Source organism: Pseudoflavonifractor sp. HCP28S3_F10, assembly GCF_052065415.1.
Lineage (GTDB): Bacteria > Bacillota > Clostridia > Oscillospirales > Oscillospiraceae > Pseudoflavonifractor_A.
This window is the reverse complement of the sequence record NZ_JBQHUB010000027.1, coordinates 1-17961: the sequence shown is the minus strand read 5'-3', so window position 1 is coordinate 17961 and position 17961 is coordinate 1. Positions and strand designations below refer to the sequence as shown.

The window sequence follows — 17961 nt, the reverse complement described above, 5'->3', positions numbered from 1 at the left end:
TTCAGTTGAATTGCACTTTCTGCTGCATTATAATAAAAGCTGCTGAAAACAACTGGTGGTCCAAGCCTCTTGGGCCCGAAACAAAGGCAAGGTGTCTTATGGCGAAAACCATTGCGATCGTAAATCAGAAGGGCGGCGTGGGCAAGACCACTACCTGTGTCAACCTGGCCGCCGCCCTGAAGTCCTTGGGGGCCAGCGTATTGGTCTGTGATTTCGACCCCCAGGCCAACACCACCTCCGGCTTTGGCGTGGACAAGGTGACCGCCTCCCCCAACATCTACGATGTACTCATCAACGACGCCGATGTAGGCAAGGCCATCGTGTCCACCGAGTACGCCGACGTACTTCCCTCCAACAAGGGGCTGGCCGGCGCGTCCATCGAGATGATCGGCATGGACCGGCGGGAATACCGTCTGAAGGAGTCGCTGTGCAGGGTGGCCGACCGGTATGACTACATATTTATCGACTGCCCGCCCTCACTGGAGCTGCTCACCCTCAACGCCCTGTGTGCCGCCGACTCCATCATCGTACCTGTCCAGTGCGAGTACTACGCGCTGGAGGGCTTGTCAGACCTGCTCTCCACCGTCCGCATCGTCAAGCGCTCCCTGAACCCCCGGATTTCCATGGAGGGCGTGGTGCTGACCATGTACGACGGACGCACCAACCTCTCCCTTCAGGTGGCGGAGGAGGTCAAGCGCCACTTCCCCGGCCAGGTCTACGCCACCGTCATTCCCCGCAACGTCCGGCTGTCCGAGGCCCCCAGCCACGGCAAGCCGGTGTCGGCCTACGACAGCTTATCCCGGGGCGCCGAGGCCTATGAGGCCCTGGCCCGGGAGGTCATGGAGCAGAACCGCCCCTGACGGTCCCCGCTCCCATTCCAATGAGAAAGGACTGAGCATATGGCATCCAACAAGGACCGGGGCCTGGGCAAGGGATTGGGCGCCCTGCTGGGCGACGACGCGCTCCAGGCCCAGGAGGGCGGCTCACTGTCCCTCCCCATCTCAGAGGTACAGCCCGGCCTGAAGCAGCCCCGCAAGCGCTTTGACGATGAGACGCTGGCCGACCTGGCCGAGTCCATCCGGACCCACGGCATCATCCAGCCGCTGACCGTCCGGCGGCTGTCCTCCGGCTACTACCAGATCATCGCCGGCGAGCGCCGCTGGCGGGCCGCCAAGCTGGCCGGTCTCCGCGAGGTGCCCGCCGTCATCATTGAGGCCGACGACCGCACCGTCATGGAGCTGGGCCTCATCGAAAACCTCCAGCGGGAGGACCTGAACCCCATTGAAGAGGCGGGCGGCTATCAGACCCTGATGCAGGAGTACGGCCTGACCCAGGAAGAGGTCTCCCAGCGGGTGGGCAAGTCTCGCTCCGCGGTGGCCAACGCCCTGCGCCTGCTGGCCCTGCCCGACGCGGTACATCTGCTGCTGGAAGAGGGCAAGCTCTCCGCCGGACATGCCCGGGCCATCCTGGCCGCCCCCACCAAAGAGCTGCAGAAAAAGCTGGCCCAGAAGGTAGTGGCCGACGGCCTCTCCGTCCGCCAGACCGAGGCCATGGCCAAGCGTCTGGCCCAGGCCCGGGAAGAACTGGAGGAGGAGCCCCCGCAAACTGCCGCCCCCGATTTCTCCATCTACCTGCGGGCGGCGGAAAAAGACCTTTCAGACCGCTTTGGGCGGAAGGTCAATATTATAAATGGCAAAAAGAAGGGTAAAATCGAATTGGAGTACTATAACACCGATGACCTGAACCGACTGTTGGAGGTTCTGGAGGGTCTCCCCTCCTCCGGGAAGGGAGGCGGCGCACAGTGAGCCAGGACCACGAGCAGAACCGTTCAGGGACGCTGCAGCATGAGGCCGAGCATACCAGGGCCAATAAAAAGAGCCCCGTGATGACCTACCTGGTCATCCTCTTCGCGGCCGCCTTCCTGCTGCTGCTGCTCTCCTACTTCATGCAGCAGCGCGTCAACCAGGAGAAATACGACAACCTGCAGCAGACCTCCAACTCCGCGGTCCAGACTCTGGAAAACCTGATTGCGGAGCGGGATAATCTCAAGGAGCAGAACGAGGCCCTTAACAAGCAGCTGGAGGAAGTGCAGGCACAGCTCTCCCAGGCCGACAAGGCCCGGGAACAGGCGGAGAGCGCCTATGCAGACGCCGCCCATCAGGCCAACTGCCTGAGCCAGCTCAACCAGATCCGCGCCCTGTACAACCAGGGGCGCTACCGGGAGGCCCGGGAGCGGCTGGCGTCCTACACCGGTCTGGAAGAGGAACTGGAAAAGATCAGCGCCGCCATGACCGAGGAGGACCGGGCCATCTATGATCCCCTGGCCGCCTACCGCAATCTGGCGGACTGGCTGAACTGAGCTACCAAACAATATGAGGTGAAACGACATGCTTGATATCAAATTCATCCGGGAAAATCCCGAGGCCGTAAAGGAAAACATCCGCAAGAAGTTCCAGGACGAGAAGCTGCCCCTGGTGGACAAGGTGCTGGAGCTGGACCGGGAGAACCGGGACACCATTCAGGCCGCCCAGGACCTGCGCACCGCCCGCAACTCCAAGTCCAAGCAGGTGGGCATTCTGATGGGCCAGTCCAAAAAGGATCCCTCCAAGCTGACTGAGGCCGAGGCCCTCAAGGCCGAGGTCAAGGCCGACGCCGACAGACTGGCCGCCCTGGAACAGCGGGAGGGAGAGCTGGCGGAGGAGATCCGCAAAATCATGCTGGTCATCCCCAATATCATCGATCCCAGCGTGCCCATCGGCCCCGACGACTCGGCCAACGTGGAGGTAGAGCGCTTTGGCGAGGCCGTGGTGCCCGACTTTGAGATCCCCTACCACACCCAGATCATGGAGTCCTTCGACGGCATCGATATGGACGCCGCCGGCCGGGTGTCCGGTTCCGGCTTCTACTACCTGCTGGGGGACATCGCCCGGCTCCACGAGGCGGTGCTGGCCTATGGCCGGGACTTTATGATCGGCAAGGGCTTCACCTACTGCATTCCTCCCTTCATGATCCACGGCAACGTGGTGGAGGGCGTTATGAGCCAGACCGACATGGACGCCATGATGTATAAGATCGAGGGCGAGGACCTCTATCTCATCGGCACCAGCGAGCACTCCATGATCGGCCGCTTCATCGACCAGATCATTCCCGAGGACAAGCTGCCCCAGACCCTCACCTCCTACTCCCCCTGCTTCCGCAAGGAAAAGGGTTCCCACGGCATCGAGGAGCGGGGCGTCTACCGCATCCATCAGTTTGAGAAGCAGGAGATGATCGTGGTCTGCAAGCCCGAGGAGTCCAAGGAGTGGTATGAGAAGCTGTGGCGCTACTCGGTGGAGCTCTTCCGGAACTTCGACATCCCTGTGCGGCAGCTGGAGTGCTGCTCCGGCGACCTGGCCGACCTGAAGGTCAAGTCCTGTGACATCGAGGCCTGGTCCCCCCGGCAGCAGAAGTATTTTGAGGTCTGCTCCTGCTCCAACCTGGGCGACGCCCAGGCCCGCCGCCTGAAGATCCGCTACCGCGGTGAGGACGGCAAGACCTATCTGGCCCACACCCTGAACAACACCTGCGTGGCCCCTCCCCGCATGCTTATCGCCCTGCTGGAGAACAACCTCCAGGCCGACGGCAGCGTCAAGATCCCCAAGGTGCTCCAGCCCTATATGGGAGGCAAAGAGGTCCTGGTGCCCAAGAAATGATCCCCGCTTCCATCGTGCACTCAATTCCCCAACCCCCACACATCAATTAAAGGAGGCTTTTACTGTGTCCGCAGCAGAAAAAGGAAAGGGTTTTATCAGCGAGTTCAAACAATTCATCGCCCGCGGCAATGTGATGGATATGGCTGTCGGCGTCATCATCGGCGGCGCTTTCGGCAAGATCTCCACCTCCCTGGTCAACGATGTCATCATGCCCGCCGTCTCCATGCTCACCGGCGGCGTGGACTTCTCCAACTGGAAGATCGTGCTCAAGGCGGCGGTGGCCGGCGCGGACGGCGCCATCGACCCCGCTACTGAGGTGGCCATCCGCTACGGCGCTTTCCTGGCCACCATCCTGGACTTCCTCATTATCGCCTTTGCCGTGTTCTGCCTCATCAAGTTCATCAACTCCCTCCACCGCAAGAAGGAGGAGGCTCCCGCCGCTCCTCCCGCACCTCCCGAGCCCTCCGCTGAGGAGAAGCTCCTCACCGAGATCCGCGACCTGCTCAAGGAGAAGAACTGATGCCCGACCAGCAGCCGAAGCCGGAGTACACCCCGGCCTCCCCCATCAAGCGGACGCTGGCCTGGATGGGCGTGGTATACATGGTCATCCTGGTCCTGCTCACTACATACAACCTGGCCACCGGCGCGCCGCTGCGGGGGATCCCCGGCATCCTGCTCTTCCCCGCCTGCGGCGGCCTGGCCGTCGTCTCCGCGCTGAAATACCGGGAGCAGCGGCGTCCGGGCCTTCTGGTCCTGGCTGGCCTGGCCGCCCTGGCCTGCATCGTCAATCTTGTCCTGGGCATCGCTTCCCTGCTCCAGGCGCTTGGAGGTTAATATGAAGGAACAGATCACTGCCGGCCTGGCCGCCTTGGGTCTGCTGGACAAGGTCCCCGCATGCGCCCCTGAACAGCTGGAGCGGTATGGCCAGATGCTTCTGGAAAAGAACCAGGTCATGAATCTCACCGCCATCACGGACCCCGACCAGGTGGTCAGGCTCCACATGCTGGACTGCGCCGCCCTGCTCACCTGCACCGGTCTGGAGGATAAACGCCTGATCGATGTAGGCACCGGGGCGGGCTTTCCCGGCATGGTGCTCAAGATCCTGGTCCCCTCCCTGGAGGTAGTCCTGCTGGACAGCCTGAACAAGCGCCTGGACTGGTTAAAAGAAGTGGCGGATGCCCTCTCCCTCTCCGGTATTGAGACCCTTCATGCCCGGGCGGAGGAGCAATCCCTAAAGCCCGGCTTCCGGGACAGCTTTGACATTGTGACCTCCCGGGCCGTGGCCTCCCTGGAACTGCTGGGTGAGCTCTGCCTTCCCTATGTGAAGCCCGGCGGCTTTTTCCTTTCCATGAAATCAGTGGATTCGGACCTGGAGCTCTCCCGTGCCGCCGCCGGCATTTCCAGGCTGGGGGGCGTTCTCCGTCCCTCTGTGGACTACACCATCCCCGGCACCGATATCACCCACCGGGTGATCATGGTGGAAAAGACCGCCCCCACCCCCAAGGGATACCCTAGAAAATGGGCTAAAATACAGAAATCCCCTCTTTGCTGATTTCTCACAGATATCTTTTGCTCCATTTCTGTTTTGTTCACCATTCTGCACAAAAATAATTTTATTTGCCATTGAATTTTTTTTAATTCCATGATAAAGTATAGTGCAACCTGTTGGGAGGCAACTATGTCAACTGCAATCGCCATCACCTCCGGTAAGGGCGGCACCGGAAAGACCTCGCTCACCGGAGGCGTCGCCTCCTGCCTGGCCGCTCTGGGCAGCCGCGTGCTCTGCGTGGATATGGATATCGGCCTGCGGAACCTGGACCTGACCCTGGGCATGAGCGACCGGACCCTGATGGATTTTACCGATGTGCTCTCCGGCCGCACCACGCTGGAGAAGGCGGCGGTGCCCCACCCCGTCATCAAGGGGCTCTATCTGCTCACCGCGCCCCTTACCACCCCCCGGGACGCCATCACGGAGCAGGATCTCCGCGCCTTTCTGGAACAGGCCCGCGCGTCTTTCGACTATATCCTGCTGGACGCGCCCGCCGGCCTGGGCGGGGGCTTCCGCATGTCGGTGTGCTGCGCCGACCGGGCCATCGTAGTCTCCACCACCGACGCCTCCTCCCTGCGGGACGCCCAGCGCACGGTGGGCGAGCTTTCTCAGGGCATCCAGTCCATCCACCTGGTGGTCAACCGGGTCCAGCCCAAGCTGATGCGCCAGCTCCACACCACCATTGACGACGCCATGGATACCGCCGGCCTTCCCCTGCTGGGAGTGGTGCCGGAGGACCCCCAGGTCATGCTGGCTGCCAACCGGGGCCAGCCTCTGATCCTGATGGCCCGCTGGGGCGCTGCCCGAGCCTATCTCAATATTGCCCGGCGGATCACCGGGCAGCGCGTTCCTCTGATGCACATCCGCTAGATCCCGTATTCTATATTAAAAAAGAAAGAAGGGGGTTTCCATGAATATTGCCCTTATGAGTCACGACCGGAAGAAGGAACTGATGGTACAGTTCTGTATCGCCTACTGCGGCATTCTTTCCAAGCACACGGTCTGCGCCACCAATGACACCGGACGCATGGTATCCGAGGCCACCGGCCTGCCCATCAGCCTCTTCCTCTCCCATGAGCACGGCGGCAGCCAGCAGATCGGCGCCCGTATCGCCTACAATGAGATCGACATGGTCCTGTTCTTCTCCGATCCCCAGTCCAATGACCTGGACGCCGATCTGAGCTATATCACCCGTCTCTGTGACCAGTACAACATCCCCTTCGCCACCAACGTGGCCACCGCCGAGATGCTCATCCACGGCCTGGAGCGGGGCGACCTGGACTGGAGAGACATCGTCAATCCCAAAACCAAGCCCTTTACCGCGTAACGCCGGGGTTCTGTGTCCCCGCTCCAGACCCGGCACAGCCGGGCGGCGGCAAGTGCCGCCGGAGGCCGGCGGAATTCATTTCCGGCGGCCGCAAATAAAATCTCGGGGTCCCCGCACAATGCGCAGCATTGCGTGGGGCGCGGGGCGATCCGGACTGGAGAGACATCGTCAATCCCAAAACCAAGCCCTTTACCGCGTAACGCCGGGGTTCTGTGTCCCCGCTCCAGACCCGGCACAGCCGGGCGGCGGCAAGTGCCGCCGGAGGCCGGCGGAATTCATTTCCGGCGGCCGCAAATAAAATCTCGGGGTCCCCGCACAATGCGCAGCATTGCGTGGGGCGCGGGGCGATCCGGACTGGAGAGATATCGTCAATCCCAAAACCAAGCCCTTTACCGCGTAACGCGGTCTGTTTTTCCACAAAAAGCCGCCGGCAGGTGGAAAACTTCCGCCTGCCCGTTGACTTTTGCACCCATTTGGGATAATATCAAACGGCAGAAACCGTGACGACGGCGCATGAGTATTCCGTTTCCCCCGGACAGAGACGGGTCCCCCGGCTGAAAGGACTCCACGGAAAGGGACGGAAGAAGACAGCACCAGCAGCGGACCCGGAGACGGGTGCGGTCCCCTTCCCGCAACAGAAGGACAGAGGGCGGAGCATGCTCCGCCGAACCATGGGTGGCACCACGAGAAGCAGACGCTCTCGTCCCGTGAATACGGGATGGGAGCGTTTTTCACGTTCGGCTTACTTCTGTCCCGGCGCGCCCGGCCGAAACCGCGTCGGGGCAGGCAGCAGCCGCTATTCTTTTACAAAGGAGCATCACTATGGCACAGATGAAACCCCGTACCCTGTCCGGATTTATGGAGCTGCTGGCCCCAGCGGGTCGCTGACCCGCCGGGGACCCCTGATCCAACTCAAATAGGCCGAAATCAATTCGGCCTATTTCAAGGTTTTGCTGCGCAAAACGCTTGGCGCCGCACTTGCGGCGACGGCGGGCAGCAGCCTCTACTATGAACACAAAGGAGCATCACTATGGCACAGATGAAACCCCGCACCCTGTCCGGATTTATGGAGCTGCTGCCCGCGCGGCAGGTCCAGTTTGACCGGATGGTGGAGATCCTGCGCAAGACCTACTCCCTCTACGGCTTCACCCCCCTGGACACCCCGGCCATCGAGGCCAGTGAGGTGCTGCTGGCCAAGGGCGGCGGCGAAACCGAAAAGCAGATTTACCGCTTCACCAAGGGGGACAGCGACCTGTCCCTCCGCTTTGACCTGACCGTGCCCCTGGCCAAATACGTGGCCCTCAACTACGGCCAGCTCACCTTCCCCTTCCGCCGCTTCCAGATCGGCAAGGTCTACCGGGGCGAGCGTGCCCAGCGGGGCCGCTTCCGTGAGTTCTACCAGGCCGACATCGACGTCATCGGCGACGGCGCCCTGGACATCTCCAACGAGGCCGAAATCCCCGCCATCATCTACAAGACCTTCACCGCCCTGGGTCTGAAGCGCTTCAAGATCCGGGTGAACAACCGCAAGCTCCTCAACGGCCTCTTCGCCCTGCTGGGCCTGTCCGAGCGCGCCGGCGACGTGATGCGCACCATCGACAAGCTGGAGAAGATCGGTCCCGACAAGGTGCGGGAGATCCTCACCGGGGATTTCGGCGTCAGCGCCGATACCGCCGGGCAGCTGCTGGACCTCCTCTCCACCTCCGATCCCCTCTCCGCCCTGGAGGCCCTGAAGGGGAAAAACGAGCTGCTGGACCAGGGTATGGACGAGCTCAACACCGTGGTAAACTATATGTCGGCCTTCGGCGTGCCCGAGGACCACTTCATGGTGGACCTGACCATCGCCCGTGGCCTGGATTACTACACCGGCACCGTCTATGAAACCGTCATGCTGGATCACCCGGAGATCGGCTCCATCTGCTCCGGCGGCCGGTACGACAATCTGGCCGAGTATTATATCGACAAAAAGCTCCCCGGCGTGGGCATCTCCATCGGCCTGACCCGTCTCTTCTTCGTGCTGGAGGACCAGGGCTATCTCAACCCCGACGTGCTCACCGCCCCCGCCGATGTGCTGGTGCTGCCCATGACCGAGGACCCCTCCCCCGCCATTGCCGCCGCCACCGCCCTGCGGGACCACGGCATCCGCACCCAGATCCACGCCGAGAAGAAGAAGTTCAAGCAGAAGCTCTCCTACGCGGACAAGCTGGGCGTCCCCTACGTGCTGCTGCTGGGCGAGGATGAGATCGCCCAGGGCAAGGTAGCCCTGAAGGACCTGACCACCGGGCAGCAGCAGCTGGTCACCGTGGAAGAGGCCGCCGCCCTGGTGGCCGCCGGTCTGATGGAAAAGAATTCCGGTGCTCCCATCCGCGAGTCCCAGGCATAAGCCCGGCCAGATGGCCGGAATACCGGCAACGAGTCTATCCATTTTGTTGTAATCACTATATATATTACAAATCGGAGTTGATTTTTATGGAGAATATCCGCACCTGCTACCGCACCCACACCTGTGGGGAGCTCCGCATGGAGCACGTGGGCCAGACCGTCACCCTGGCCGGCTTTTTGGATAATGTCCGCGAGGTGGGTCAGAACTTCGCCTTCGTGGTCCTGCGGGACTTCTACGGCACCACCCAGGTGGTGGTGGAGACCGAGGAGATGATGTCCGCCATCAAGCCCCTGAACAAGGAGTCCACCATCCAGGTCACCGGCGTGGTCCGTGAGCGGGACAGCAAGAACCCCAAGCAGGCCACCGGCGACATCGAGGTGGTGCCCGCGAAGATCGAGGTGCTGGGCCGCTGCCGCCACAACGAGCTGCCCTTCCAGGTCAACCGCAGCCGGGAGGCCGACGAGTCCGCCCGCCTGAAGTACCGCTATCTGGACCTGCGCAACCCCGAGGTGAAGAAGAACATCATCCTGCGCTCCAGCGTGGTGGCCGCCCTGCGCGCGTCCATGATCGACCACGGCTTTATGGAGATCACCACCCCCATCCTCACTGCCTCCTCTCCCGAGGGCGCCCGTGACTACCTGGTGCCCAGCCGCAAGCACCCCGGCAAGTTCTACGCCCTGCCCCAGGCTCCCCAGCAGTTCAAGCAGCTGCTGATGGCCTCCGGCTTCGACAAGTATTTCCAGATTGCCCCCTGTTTCCGGGACGAGGACGCCCGCGGCGACCGCTCCCCCGGCGAGTTCTATCAGCTGGACATGGAGATGGCCTTCGCCGACCAGGAGGACGTGTTCGCCGTGCTGGAGGACGTGCTGCCCCCCATCTTTGCCAAGTACGGCACCTATAACGTGGCCTCTCAGGCCCCCTTCAAGCGCATCGCCTATCTGGACGCCATGGAGAAATACGGCACCGACAAGCCCGACCTGCGCATCGACCTGACCGTGCAGGACGCCACTGAGGTCATGGCCGGCTGCGGCTTCGGCCCCTTTGAGGGCAACACCGTCAAGGCCGTGGCGGTGTCCGGCTTCTCCGGCACCCGCAAGCAGATCGACAAGCTCTGCGCCGATGTGGAGGTCCAGTCCGGCAACAAGGCCTACTGGTTCCGCCTGGACGAAAAGGGCGAGCTGGTGGGCGGCATCTCCAAGTTCCTTCAGGAGCGCAAGCAGGCCGTCATCGACGCCCTGGGTCTGCAGCCCAATACCTTCGTGGGTCTCACCGCCGGCAAGCTGCTGGCCGCCCAGAAGACCGCCGGCGTGCTGCTCAAGCAGGCCGCCGCCCTGTGTCCCGAGCACTTTGACAAGGAGCGCTACGAGTTCTGCTGGATCGTGGACTTCCCCATGTACGAGATCGGCGAGGAGAGCGGCGAGCTGGAGTTCTGCCACAACCCCTTCTCCATGCCCAACGGCGGCCTGGAGATTCTGAAGAAGGCCGCTTCCGGTGAGGTGGACCCCCTGTCCATCACCGCCTATCAGTACGACCTGGTGTGCAACGGCGTGGAGCTCTCCTCCGGCGCGGTGCGCAACCACGACCCCGAGATCATGATCGAGGCCTTCCAGCTGGTCCGGCTGGGCGAGGACGATGTGAAGAGCAAGTTCCCCGCCATGTACAACGCCTTCACCTACGGCGCGCCCCCCCACGCCGGCATCGCCCCGGGTGTGGACCGCATGGTCATGCTGCTGGCCGGCGAGGACTCCATCCGGGAGATCATTCCCTTCCCCATGAACAAGAACGCCCAGGACCTGATGATGGGCGCCCCAAGCTTTGTGGAGCAGAAGCAGTTGGATGAGCTGAATATTGTGTGCACCAAGAAAGAGGAAGAGACTGCCGAATAAGCAAACCCGGCGCCTGCGGAGCTTACTCCGTGGGCGCCGGGTCCTGTTTTAAGGGGGACAAAAGCTCAAACACGCGCTCCGCCTGGGGCGGGCTGCCTCCCGCCGCCTTCCACCCGGCCGCAAAGGCCAGGCGTACCATGGAGAAGAGGTAGTTTTCCGCCTCGTCATATTCATGCCGCTCCAGAAAGGCGGAGAAGGCCGCTTCGAAATTATTGCTGTTCATCCTCATCACCAACACTATTTTACACGATTAAACACGATAAGTCAAAGATAAATCGTAAAACATAGTATCATCCACTACTGAGGTGATACCATGAAGCCTTTGAAAAAAAGTGTCAGCATTACTTTGGATGAACCTATTTTGATCCAGATTCAGTCTCTGGCCGAGCGGGAGGACCGCTCTCTGTCCAGCTATATCAACCTGGTGCTGAAAGCCCATCTTCAGGCATTGGAGAAGCAGAAGCACACATCCTAATAGACTTGCCCAGCCCGGGGAGCGCGCCTGCCCGGCGGGGGCGCCGCTTTCTTTTCCGCAGGAAAGCGGCGGGAAAGAACGGGCCGGGGGAAGTGTCCCCCGGCGCCCCCTCAAAGTACGCCCCGACGGGCTAAGCTGAAAGTCTCAGCGATTGCGCAAGTCCGGCAGGCCAAAGGCAATGGCTGTTGCCTATCAGGCGCCTGGTGAGCCTGTGGTGGGCCAGGGCAGTCCGTCCCGACGTCGGTCGAAGCCGGGGGCACATTGAGGGGGGAGGTCCGGAGGGGGAACGAGGACGATTCCCCCTCCGGCGTTTTCTTTCCCCCTCTTTCTTTTTGAAAAGAAAGAGGGGTTCCCACCGAACAGGCGCACTCCCTATTTTGCGACTTGATTCGCACAAAAGCACAAGAATAAGGGGTTGACGGGAAGAACAAAAAAGTGTAAACTACACTTTGTAACCAAATTGTAATCTTTTGTTCCCACTTGTTACCCCTCCCCTGTTCAGGCGGAGGGTGTCATATCGTTTGACCAAACCACAAAAGGGAGGTCCTCCCATGGACGAGATTCTGCAGCGCCCCCACAGTGTCCGGCCTGCCCGCCGTGCCGGTGACGCCGCCGCCGAACGTGCGGAGCGTTTTCTTCAGGAGCACAGCCGCCTGGTCCGCCACGTCGATCATACCCTGGCAAAATTCCGTTCCTTCAACCCCGTCTTGTTTCTGGCCATCGCCGCGGTAGTGGGCGTGACCTCGGTGGTGAACACCGTATATGTCCCCAGCTATCAGGTCTCCATCGACGGCACCCCCATCGGCGTGGTGAGCAGCCAGGAGGAGTTTGAGGACGCCGTCTCCCGGGTGGAGGCCCGGGCCTCCAGCATCCTGGGCTACTCCTACCAGATGGATGGTGAGATCACCTATGATCTGGCCCTCTCCAAGCGGGACACCGTCCCCTCCGCCACCTCGCTGGAGCCCTATCTTCTTGACCGTATCGGCGATGTGATGAAGAGCTACGTCCTCTCGGTCAACGGCCAGGTCATCGGCGCCGCCGCCGACCGGGCCACCCTCTCCGCCCTGCTGGACTCCATCAAGGCGGCCTATGAGACCGAGAGCACCATCTCCTCTTCCTTTACGGATACGGTGAATATCACCCGGGAATATACCTCCACTGACGTGGAGCAGGATATCTCCGCCATGCAGGCCGTCCTCACCGCCAACACCAACGGCCAGACCACCTATGAGGTCCAGGCCGGCGACACCTTTATGGCCCTGGCCCTGGACAACGGCATGACCATGCGGGAGCTGGAAGCCCTCAACCCGGATGTGGACATCAACAAGCTGATGATCGGCCAGGTGCTGAACATCCGGGAGGAGATCCCCTTCCTGTCGGTCCAGACGGTGGACAGCGTTACTTATACTGAGGCTATCCCCGCCCCTGTCCGTCAGGTGGAGGACAACACCATGTACCAGGGCGAGAGCAAGGTCCTCTCCGCCGGAGCCGAGGGTTCCCAGCAGGTCAGCGCCAATGTGACCTACGTCAACGGCAGGGAGACCGGCCGTGAGATCACCAGTGCCACTGCTCTGACTGAGCCCACCGAAAAGGTGGTGGCGGTGGGTACCAAGGAGCGCCCCTCCTGGATGCCCAAGGGCTACTTCATCTGGCCCGTCAGCGGCCGCGTCACCTCCGGCTACGGCTACCGCTCCATCTTCGGCTCCTACAGCTTCCACCGGGGCATAGACATCGCCGTGCCCTACGGCACTTCGGTGGCCGCTGCCGACGGCGGTACCGTCATCTACTCCGGCTGGCAGGGCACCTACGGCAAGCTGGTCATCATCGACCACGGCAACGGCAAGCAGACCTACTACGGACACAATTCCAGCCTGCTGGTCAGCGTGGGCGACAAGGTGTATCAGGGCCAGACCATCGCCAAGGCCGGCTCCACCGGCCGCTCTACCGGTACGCACTGCCACTTCGAGGTCCATGTGAACGGCAGCGTGGTCAACCCCTACAACTATCTCTGATCAAATCAAAAAAGGGACCGCTCAGGCTGATGTGAGCGGTCCCTTTTGCTGTGCTTGAAGTTTTCAGTTTCCCTCCAGCTTGAGCCGCCGGAGATAGCGCATCTTTTTCCGGGTATACCACACGCAGTTGAACACGTTCCCCAAAATGAGGATATTACCGCACAGGTAAAGCCACACCAGCAGGATGATCACCGAGGCCAGGGACCCGTAGATCAGGGAATAGCGGGAGGACATGCCGATAAACCAGGAAAACAGGGCCGAGGCCCCCACCAGCGCCCCGGAGGCAAGCACCGCGCCGGTGAGGACCGGGGGCCTGGGCTTCCCCATGGGCGCCGAGATCCGGTAGAGCAGCAGCACGAATACCAGCACCAGGCAAAACAAAACCAGAAACCGCAGCCACTGCCAGGCCCAGGGCAGGTCGATGTCCCGCAGCTGAAAAAACCGGGCGATAAGATGAAAGAGCCACTCACCGGTGAGCAGCACTACGATGGACAGGTAGATGGTGACCAGCAGCAGGAGGGAAAACAGCACGCTGACCACCACCTGCCCCACGCCCTTGTAGCTCCTCCGGTCGTAAATATCATCCATGATGTTCATCAATGCCCGCACGGCGGCTGACGAGGCAAAGAGCGTAGTAGCCGCGCCGCCGGCCAGCAGGGCCGCGGACTGGTTATCGGTGATATACCCGATATAGTCCGCTATAATGGCCAGTCCCTCCCTGGGGATGAGCCCCTCCGCCGCCTGGAGCACCTGACCCACATCCAGATCCAGCAGGCCGATAAAGGCGTTGACACAAATCACAATGGGGAAAAAGGTCAGGATCAGGAAATAGGCCAGCTCGGCGGCCGAGCGGGACACCCGCTTGCGAAAATAGATATCCACGATCTCAGCCACGAATTTTACCGGCCCCAGTTCCAGAACTCTTTTCATTCCCACGCCCCCTTTTCTGTCCGCACCGCTCTTTTCTGTATTATCCCCTTCCCATGGAGAAAAAGCAATCCTTTTCCCCCGGGAAAAGCCAAAGACACATGAAAAAACCGCCTGCACAGCAGGCGGTTCTTTTTGACCACAGAAATCAGGCGAGCTTGTTGAGCTTGATGGTCATGGCGCTCTTCTTGCGAGCGGCGTTGTTCTTGTGCAGAAGACCATGGCCCACGGCCTTGTCGACGGCCTTGACAGCCACCTTGTAAGCGCTATCGGCCTCGCTGCGGTTGCCTTCGGCCACCGCCGCCTCAAACTTCTTGATGTCGGTCTTCAGCGCGGATTTAGCGGTCTTGTTCTGCATGGCCTTGGTCTTGTTCACCAGGACACGCTTCTTGGCAGACTTAATATTCGGCAAACCAAACACCTCCTCCGATGACGATTCGCACAGTTCACCCGTGCAGATTTATATTTTAGCAGTGAATGGGGAAAAATGCAACTACTATTTTCAATTTTTCCGAGAAATTTTTGCGTTCCAGCCGGATTTCCCGTTTAATTGGGAACTCACGTCATACAAAACACCAGATATAGGGGGTACTGTCATGCTGCTGCGCAGAACCGATCTGGCCGTGGAGGCCCACGCCCTGTGGAAAGAGTCGGCGGCGGCCGAGACCGCCCTGTCCGGCGTCCGGGCCCGGGAGGACACCCGGGAGGGCTATTCCATTACCCGGGTGGATATCCTGGACGCCCAGGGCGCCGCCGCCCTGGGCAAGCCGGAGGGGCATTACGTCACCGTAGAGCTGGAAGGGCTCTCCCGCCGGGAGGAGGACGCCTTTCCCCGGGCCATCCGCGCCGTCTCCCAGGAACTCACCGCCCTGCTGGGGGACCTGCCGCCCCGGGCCCCGGTCCTGGTGGTGGGCCTGGGCAACCGGGCCATTACCCCCGACGCGGTGGGGCCAAAGACCGCCGACCACACCCTGGTCACCCGGCACCTGGTGGAACACTCGCCGGAACAGTTCGGCGCCTTCCGTCCGGTGGCGGCCCTGGCAGCCGGGGTGTTGGGCACCACCGGGATGGAGAGCGGCGAGCTGGTGCGCGCGGTGGCGGAAAAGGTCCGCCCCGCCTGTATCATCGCGGTGGACGCCCTGGCCTCCCGCTCCCTGAAGCGGGTGTGCCGGACGGTGCAGCTCTCCGACACCGGCATCGTCCCCGGCTCCGGGGTGGGCAACCACCGCTCCGCCCTGGACCAAAGCTCCCTGGGCGTGCCCGTGCTGGCCCTGGGGGTACCCACCGTGGTGGACGCGGCCACCCTGTGCGCCGACGTGCTCGCTGAGGCCGGGCTGGAGGGCATGCACCCCCGCGCCCTGGGGGACATGGCCGCCGGGGTCATCGTCACCCCCCGGGAGATCGACAGCGACGTGGGCGACCTCTCCAAGGTCCTGGGCTACGCCATCAACCTGGCCCTTCAGCCCGGGCTCAGCCTGTCCGACCTGGAGCTGCTGCTGAGCTGACGTCTATTCCAGCGCGCTCCACGCAGTTGCCCACGCAATATCCCGGCTCCACGTGGTGGACGGCCATTCCGCCCCCAGTCGTTACACCCGGGTAACAAATAGATACAAAACGATGTTGGACCCACTGTCCGCCCCCGCGGCAAAACGGCTTGACGGCGCGGCATTTCGGTGATACAATAACCCCAAATCGAGCAAGGCAGTGAACGGGAGGAGTACCCGCCGCCCTGGACGCAGAGAGAGGCCGCATTGGTGAAAGGCCTCCGAGGGGCATGGGGAAGGGCGCCCGCGAGCCGCGGAGAGGAAATGCTCCGCCGGTCCCCCGCCGTTACCGGGTTTGAGCGCGGAGCGCCTGTCGCTCCGAATTCAGGTGGCACCACGGATCTGATCCGCCCTGAGTCCAAAGGACTCAGGGCGTTTTTCATTCCGGCCGCCTGTTCCCCCATTCCATTATCTGAAGGAGTGTTCGACATGAAAAATACCGACAAGACCATGGAAAAGATCGTGGCCCTGTGCAAGGGCCGGGGTTTTGTATTCTCCGGCAGCGAGATCTACGGCGGCCTGGCCAACACCTGGGACTACGGCCCTCTGGGCGTGGAGCTCAAGAACAACGTGAAAAAGGCCTGGTGGAAGAAGTTCGTCCAGGAGAACCCCTATAACGTGGGCCTGGATGCCGCCATCCTGATGAATCCCCAGGTGTGGGTGGCCTCCGGCCATGTGGGCGGCTTCTCCGACCCCCTGATGGACTGTAAGGAGTGCAAGGAGCGCTTCCGCGCCGACAAGGTCATCGAGGACTGGTGCCAGGAGCACGGCTTCGACCTCGGCAAGAGCGTGGACGCCATGAGCCAGGCCGAGATGAAGGCCTTCATCGACGAACATCAGATTGCCTGCCCCACCTGCGGCAAGCACAACTGGACCGACATCCGCCAGTTCAACCTGATGTTCAAGACCTTCCAGGGCGTTACCGAGGACGCCAAGAACACCGTGTACCTGCGGCCCGAGACTGCCCAGGGCATCTTTGTCAACTTCCAGAACGTGCAGCGCACCACTCGCCGCAAGCTGCCCTTCGGCGTGTGCCAGGTGGGCAAGAGCTTCCGCAACGAGATCACCCCGGGCAACTTCACCTTCCGCACCCGTGAGTTCGAGCAGATGGAGCTGGAGTTCTTCTGCCAGCCGGGCACCGAGCTGGACTGGTTCAAGTACTGGAAGGAGTTCTGCCACAAGTGGCTGCTGGATCTGGGCATGAAGGACGAAAACCTGCGCCTGCGCGACCACGACCCGGAGGAGCTCTCCCACTATTCCAACGCCACCACCGACTTTGAGTTCGTCTTCCCCTTCGGCTGGGGCGAGCTGTGGGGCGTGGCCAGCCGCACCAACTTCGACCTGACCGCCCACCAGACCACCAGCGGCAAGGATATGACCTACTTCGACCAAGAGAAGAACGAGCACTATATCCCCTACGTCATCGAGCCCTCCCTGGGCGCCGACCGCGTGACCCTGGCCTTCCTGGTGGACGCCTACGACGAGGAGGTGGTGGGTCAGGATAAGAACGGCAAGGACGACGTCCGCGTGGTCCTCCGCCTCCATCCCGCCCTGGCTCCCTTCAAGTGCGCCGTGCTCCCCCTGTCCAAGAAGCTCTCCCCCAAGGCCTTGGAGATCCGCGACATGCTCGCCAGGGACTTTATGGTGGACTTTGACGAGGCCGGCTCCATCGGCAAGCGCTACCGCCGGCAGGACGAGGTGGGCACCCCCTACTGCATCACCGTGGACTTTGAGACCGTGGGCGACGAGGAGCATCCCGCCGATAACTGCGTCACCGTCCGTGACCGTGACACCATGGAGCAGGTCCGCATGCCCATCAGCGAGCTGAAAGCCTGGCTCACCGAAAAGATGGCGTTCTAAGGACTATTTTCTCCTGCTCCATGTTTCGCCGCTTCTGCGGCGTCCAAGCGTCCCGGCACAGACGGGACCTTGCCGCAGGCGGGATTCACTCCCGCCGAGGATGCCCTGTCCGGGGCCCCGGCAAAGCCCGCTTTGCCGGGGGTGCAGGTCCCCATGCCCATCAGCGAGCTGAAGGCCTGGCTCACCGAAAAGATAGCGTTCTAAGGACTATTTTCTCCTGCTCCATGTTTCGCCGCTTCTGCGGCGTCCAAGCGTCCCGGCACAGACGGGACCTTGCCGCAGGCGGGATTCACTCCCGCCGAGGAT

18 protein-coding genes and 1 other annotated feature are annotated in these 17961 nt (G+C 61.8%); of the genes, 15 read left to right on the top strand and 3 right to left on the bottom strand.

Annotation, left to right across the window (positions count from 1 at the left end):
* Positions 1–98 precede the first annotated feature (98 nt).
* The 11 genes from ACTNBZ_RS10950 to aspS all read left to right on the top strand — a co-directional run bounded on the left by ACTNBZ_RS10950 (position 99) and on the right by aspS (position 10837).
* Positions 99–860 carry a ParA family protein gene (locus ACTNBZ_RS10950; protein WP_441209854.1) on the top strand — a complete coding sequence of 254 codons (762 nt, stop codon included), beginning with the start codon at positions 99–101 and terminating at the stop codon, positions 858–860.
* Between the two features lie 39 nt (positions 861–899).
* Positions 900–1805 carry a ParB/RepB/Spo0J family partition protein gene (locus ACTNBZ_RS10945; protein ID WP_441209852.1) on the top strand — a complete coding sequence of 302 codons (906 nt, stop codon included), beginning with the start codon at positions 900–902 and terminating at the stop codon, positions 1803–1805.
* Positions 1802–2359, top strand: a complete 558-nt coding sequence (locus ACTNBZ_RS10940; protein WP_441209851.1) for a hypothetical protein — start codon at positions 1802–1804, stop codon at positions 2357–2359. The genes ACTNBZ_RS10945 and ACTNBZ_RS10940 overlap by 4 nt, the downstream gene beginning before the upstream one ends.
* Before the next feature lie 28 nt (positions 2360–2387).
* A complete protein-coding gene (gene serS / locus ACTNBZ_RS10935) occupies positions 2388–3692 on the top strand; it encodes a serine--tRNA ligase (RefSeq protein ID WP_441209849.1) in 1305 nt (434 codons plus the stop codon).
* 64 nt (positions 3693–3756) lie between these two features.
* A complete protein-coding gene (gene mscL, locus ACTNBZ_RS10930; protein ID WP_441209848.1) occupies positions 3757–4212 on the top strand; it encodes a large-conductance mechanosensitive channel protein MscL in 456 nt (151 codons plus the stop codon).
* The gene (locus tag ACTNBZ_RS10925; protein WP_441209846.1) at positions 4212–4526 is read left to right on the top strand and encodes a hypothetical protein; all 315 of its coding nucleotides are present in this window, start codon (positions 4212–4214) and stop codon (positions 4524–4526) included. Before mscL ends, ACTNBZ_RS10925 begins: the two co-directional genes overlap by 1 nt.
* 1 nt (position 4527) lies before the next feature.
* Complete coding sequence (gene rsmG / locus ACTNBZ_RS10920; RefSeq protein ID WP_441209844.1) at positions 4528–5244, top strand: 16S rRNA (guanine(527)-N(7))-methyltransferase RsmG; 717 nt, start codon at positions 4528–4530, stop codon at positions 5242–5244.
* Positions 5245–5370: 126 nt separating this feature from the next.
* Positions 5371–6111, top strand: a complete 741-nt coding sequence (gene minD / locus ACTNBZ_RS10915) for a septum site-determining protein MinD (RefSeq protein ID WP_441209842.1) — start codon at positions 5371–5373, stop codon at positions 6109–6111.
* Positions 6112–6151: 40 nt separating this feature from the next.
* Positions 6152–6568 (top strand): methylglyoxal synthase, encoded by a 417-nt coding sequence (locus ACTNBZ_RS10910; protein WP_441209840.1) that lies wholly within the window; start codon positions 6152–6154, stop codon positions 6566–6568.
* Between the two features lie 1030 nt (positions 6569–7598).
* Positions 7599–8951: a histidine--tRNA ligase gene (gene hisS, locus ACTNBZ_RS10905; protein WP_441209838.1), complete on the top strand. Its 1353-nt coding sequence runs from the start codon at positions 7599–7601 to the stop codon at positions 8949–8951.
* Between the two features lie 86 nt (positions 8952–9037).
* Positions 9038–10837, top strand: coding sequence for an aspartate--tRNA ligase (aspS, locus tag ACTNBZ_RS10900; protein ID WP_441209836.1), 1800 nt, complete (start codon positions 9038–9040; stop codon positions 10835–10837).
* Positions 10838–10859: 22 nt separating this feature from the next.
* Here aspS and ACTNBZ_RS10895 read toward each other — a convergent pair whose 3' ends face one another.
* The gene (locus ACTNBZ_RS10895) at positions 10860–11060 is read right to left on the bottom strand and encodes a hypothetical protein (protein WP_441209834.1); all 201 of its coding nucleotides are present in this window, start codon (positions 11058–11060) and stop codon (positions 10860–10862) included.
* A gap of 90 nt (positions 11061–11150) precedes the next feature.
* On the opposite strand from ACTNBZ_RS10895, the gene ACTNBZ_RS10890 reads away from it, so the two are divergent.
* Both ACTNBZ_RS10890 and ACTNBZ_RS10885 read left to right on the top strand, forming a co-directional pair.
* Positions 11151–11312: a toxin-antitoxin system protein gene (locus ACTNBZ_RS10890; protein WP_441209833.1), complete on the top strand. Its 162-nt coding sequence runs from the start codon at positions 11151–11153 to the stop codon at positions 11310–11312.
* A gap of 551 nt (positions 11313–11863) precedes the next feature.
* Positions 11864–13324 carry a peptidoglycan DD-metalloendopeptidase family protein gene (locus tag ACTNBZ_RS10885; protein WP_441209831.1) on the top strand — a complete coding sequence of 487 codons (1461 nt, stop codon included), beginning with the start codon at positions 11864–11866 and terminating at the stop codon, positions 13322–13324.
* A 63-nt stretch (positions 13325–13387) separates the two neighbouring features.
* Here ACTNBZ_RS10885 and ACTNBZ_RS10880 read toward each other — a convergent pair whose 3' ends face one another.
* Both ACTNBZ_RS10880 and rpsT read right to left on the bottom strand, forming a co-directional pair.
* Positions 13388–14254 carry a YihY/virulence factor BrkB family protein gene (locus ACTNBZ_RS10880; protein ID WP_441209829.1) on the bottom strand — a complete coding sequence of 289 codons (867 nt, stop codon included), beginning with the start codon at positions 14252–14254 and terminating at the stop codon, positions 13388–13390.
* Positions 14255–14399: 145 nt separating this feature from the next.
* Positions 14400–14663 (bottom strand): 30S ribosomal protein S20, encoded by a 264-nt coding sequence (gene rpsT, locus ACTNBZ_RS10875; protein WP_441209827.1) that lies wholly within the window; start codon positions 14661–14663, stop codon positions 14400–14402.
* A 184-nt stretch (positions 14664–14847) separates the two neighbouring features.
* Between rpsT and gpr the strand changes: the two genes are divergently transcribed.
* Together gpr and ACTNBZ_RS10865 are read left to right on the top strand one after the other, a co-directional pair.
* Entirely contained in the window at positions 14848–15756 is a 909-nt protein-coding gene (gene gpr, locus ACTNBZ_RS10870) for a GPR endopeptidase (RefSeq protein ID WP_441209825.1), read from the top strand.
* Between the two features lie 190 nt (positions 15757–15946).
* Positions 15947–16153: a binding site (T-box leader), on the top strand.
* A gap of 71 nt (positions 16154–16224) precedes the next feature.
* Positions 16225–17655, top strand: a complete 1431-nt coding sequence (locus ACTNBZ_RS10865; RefSeq protein WP_441209823.1) for a glycine--tRNA ligase — start codon at positions 16225–16227, stop codon at positions 17653–17655.
* Positions 17656–17961: the final 306 nt, after the last annotated feature.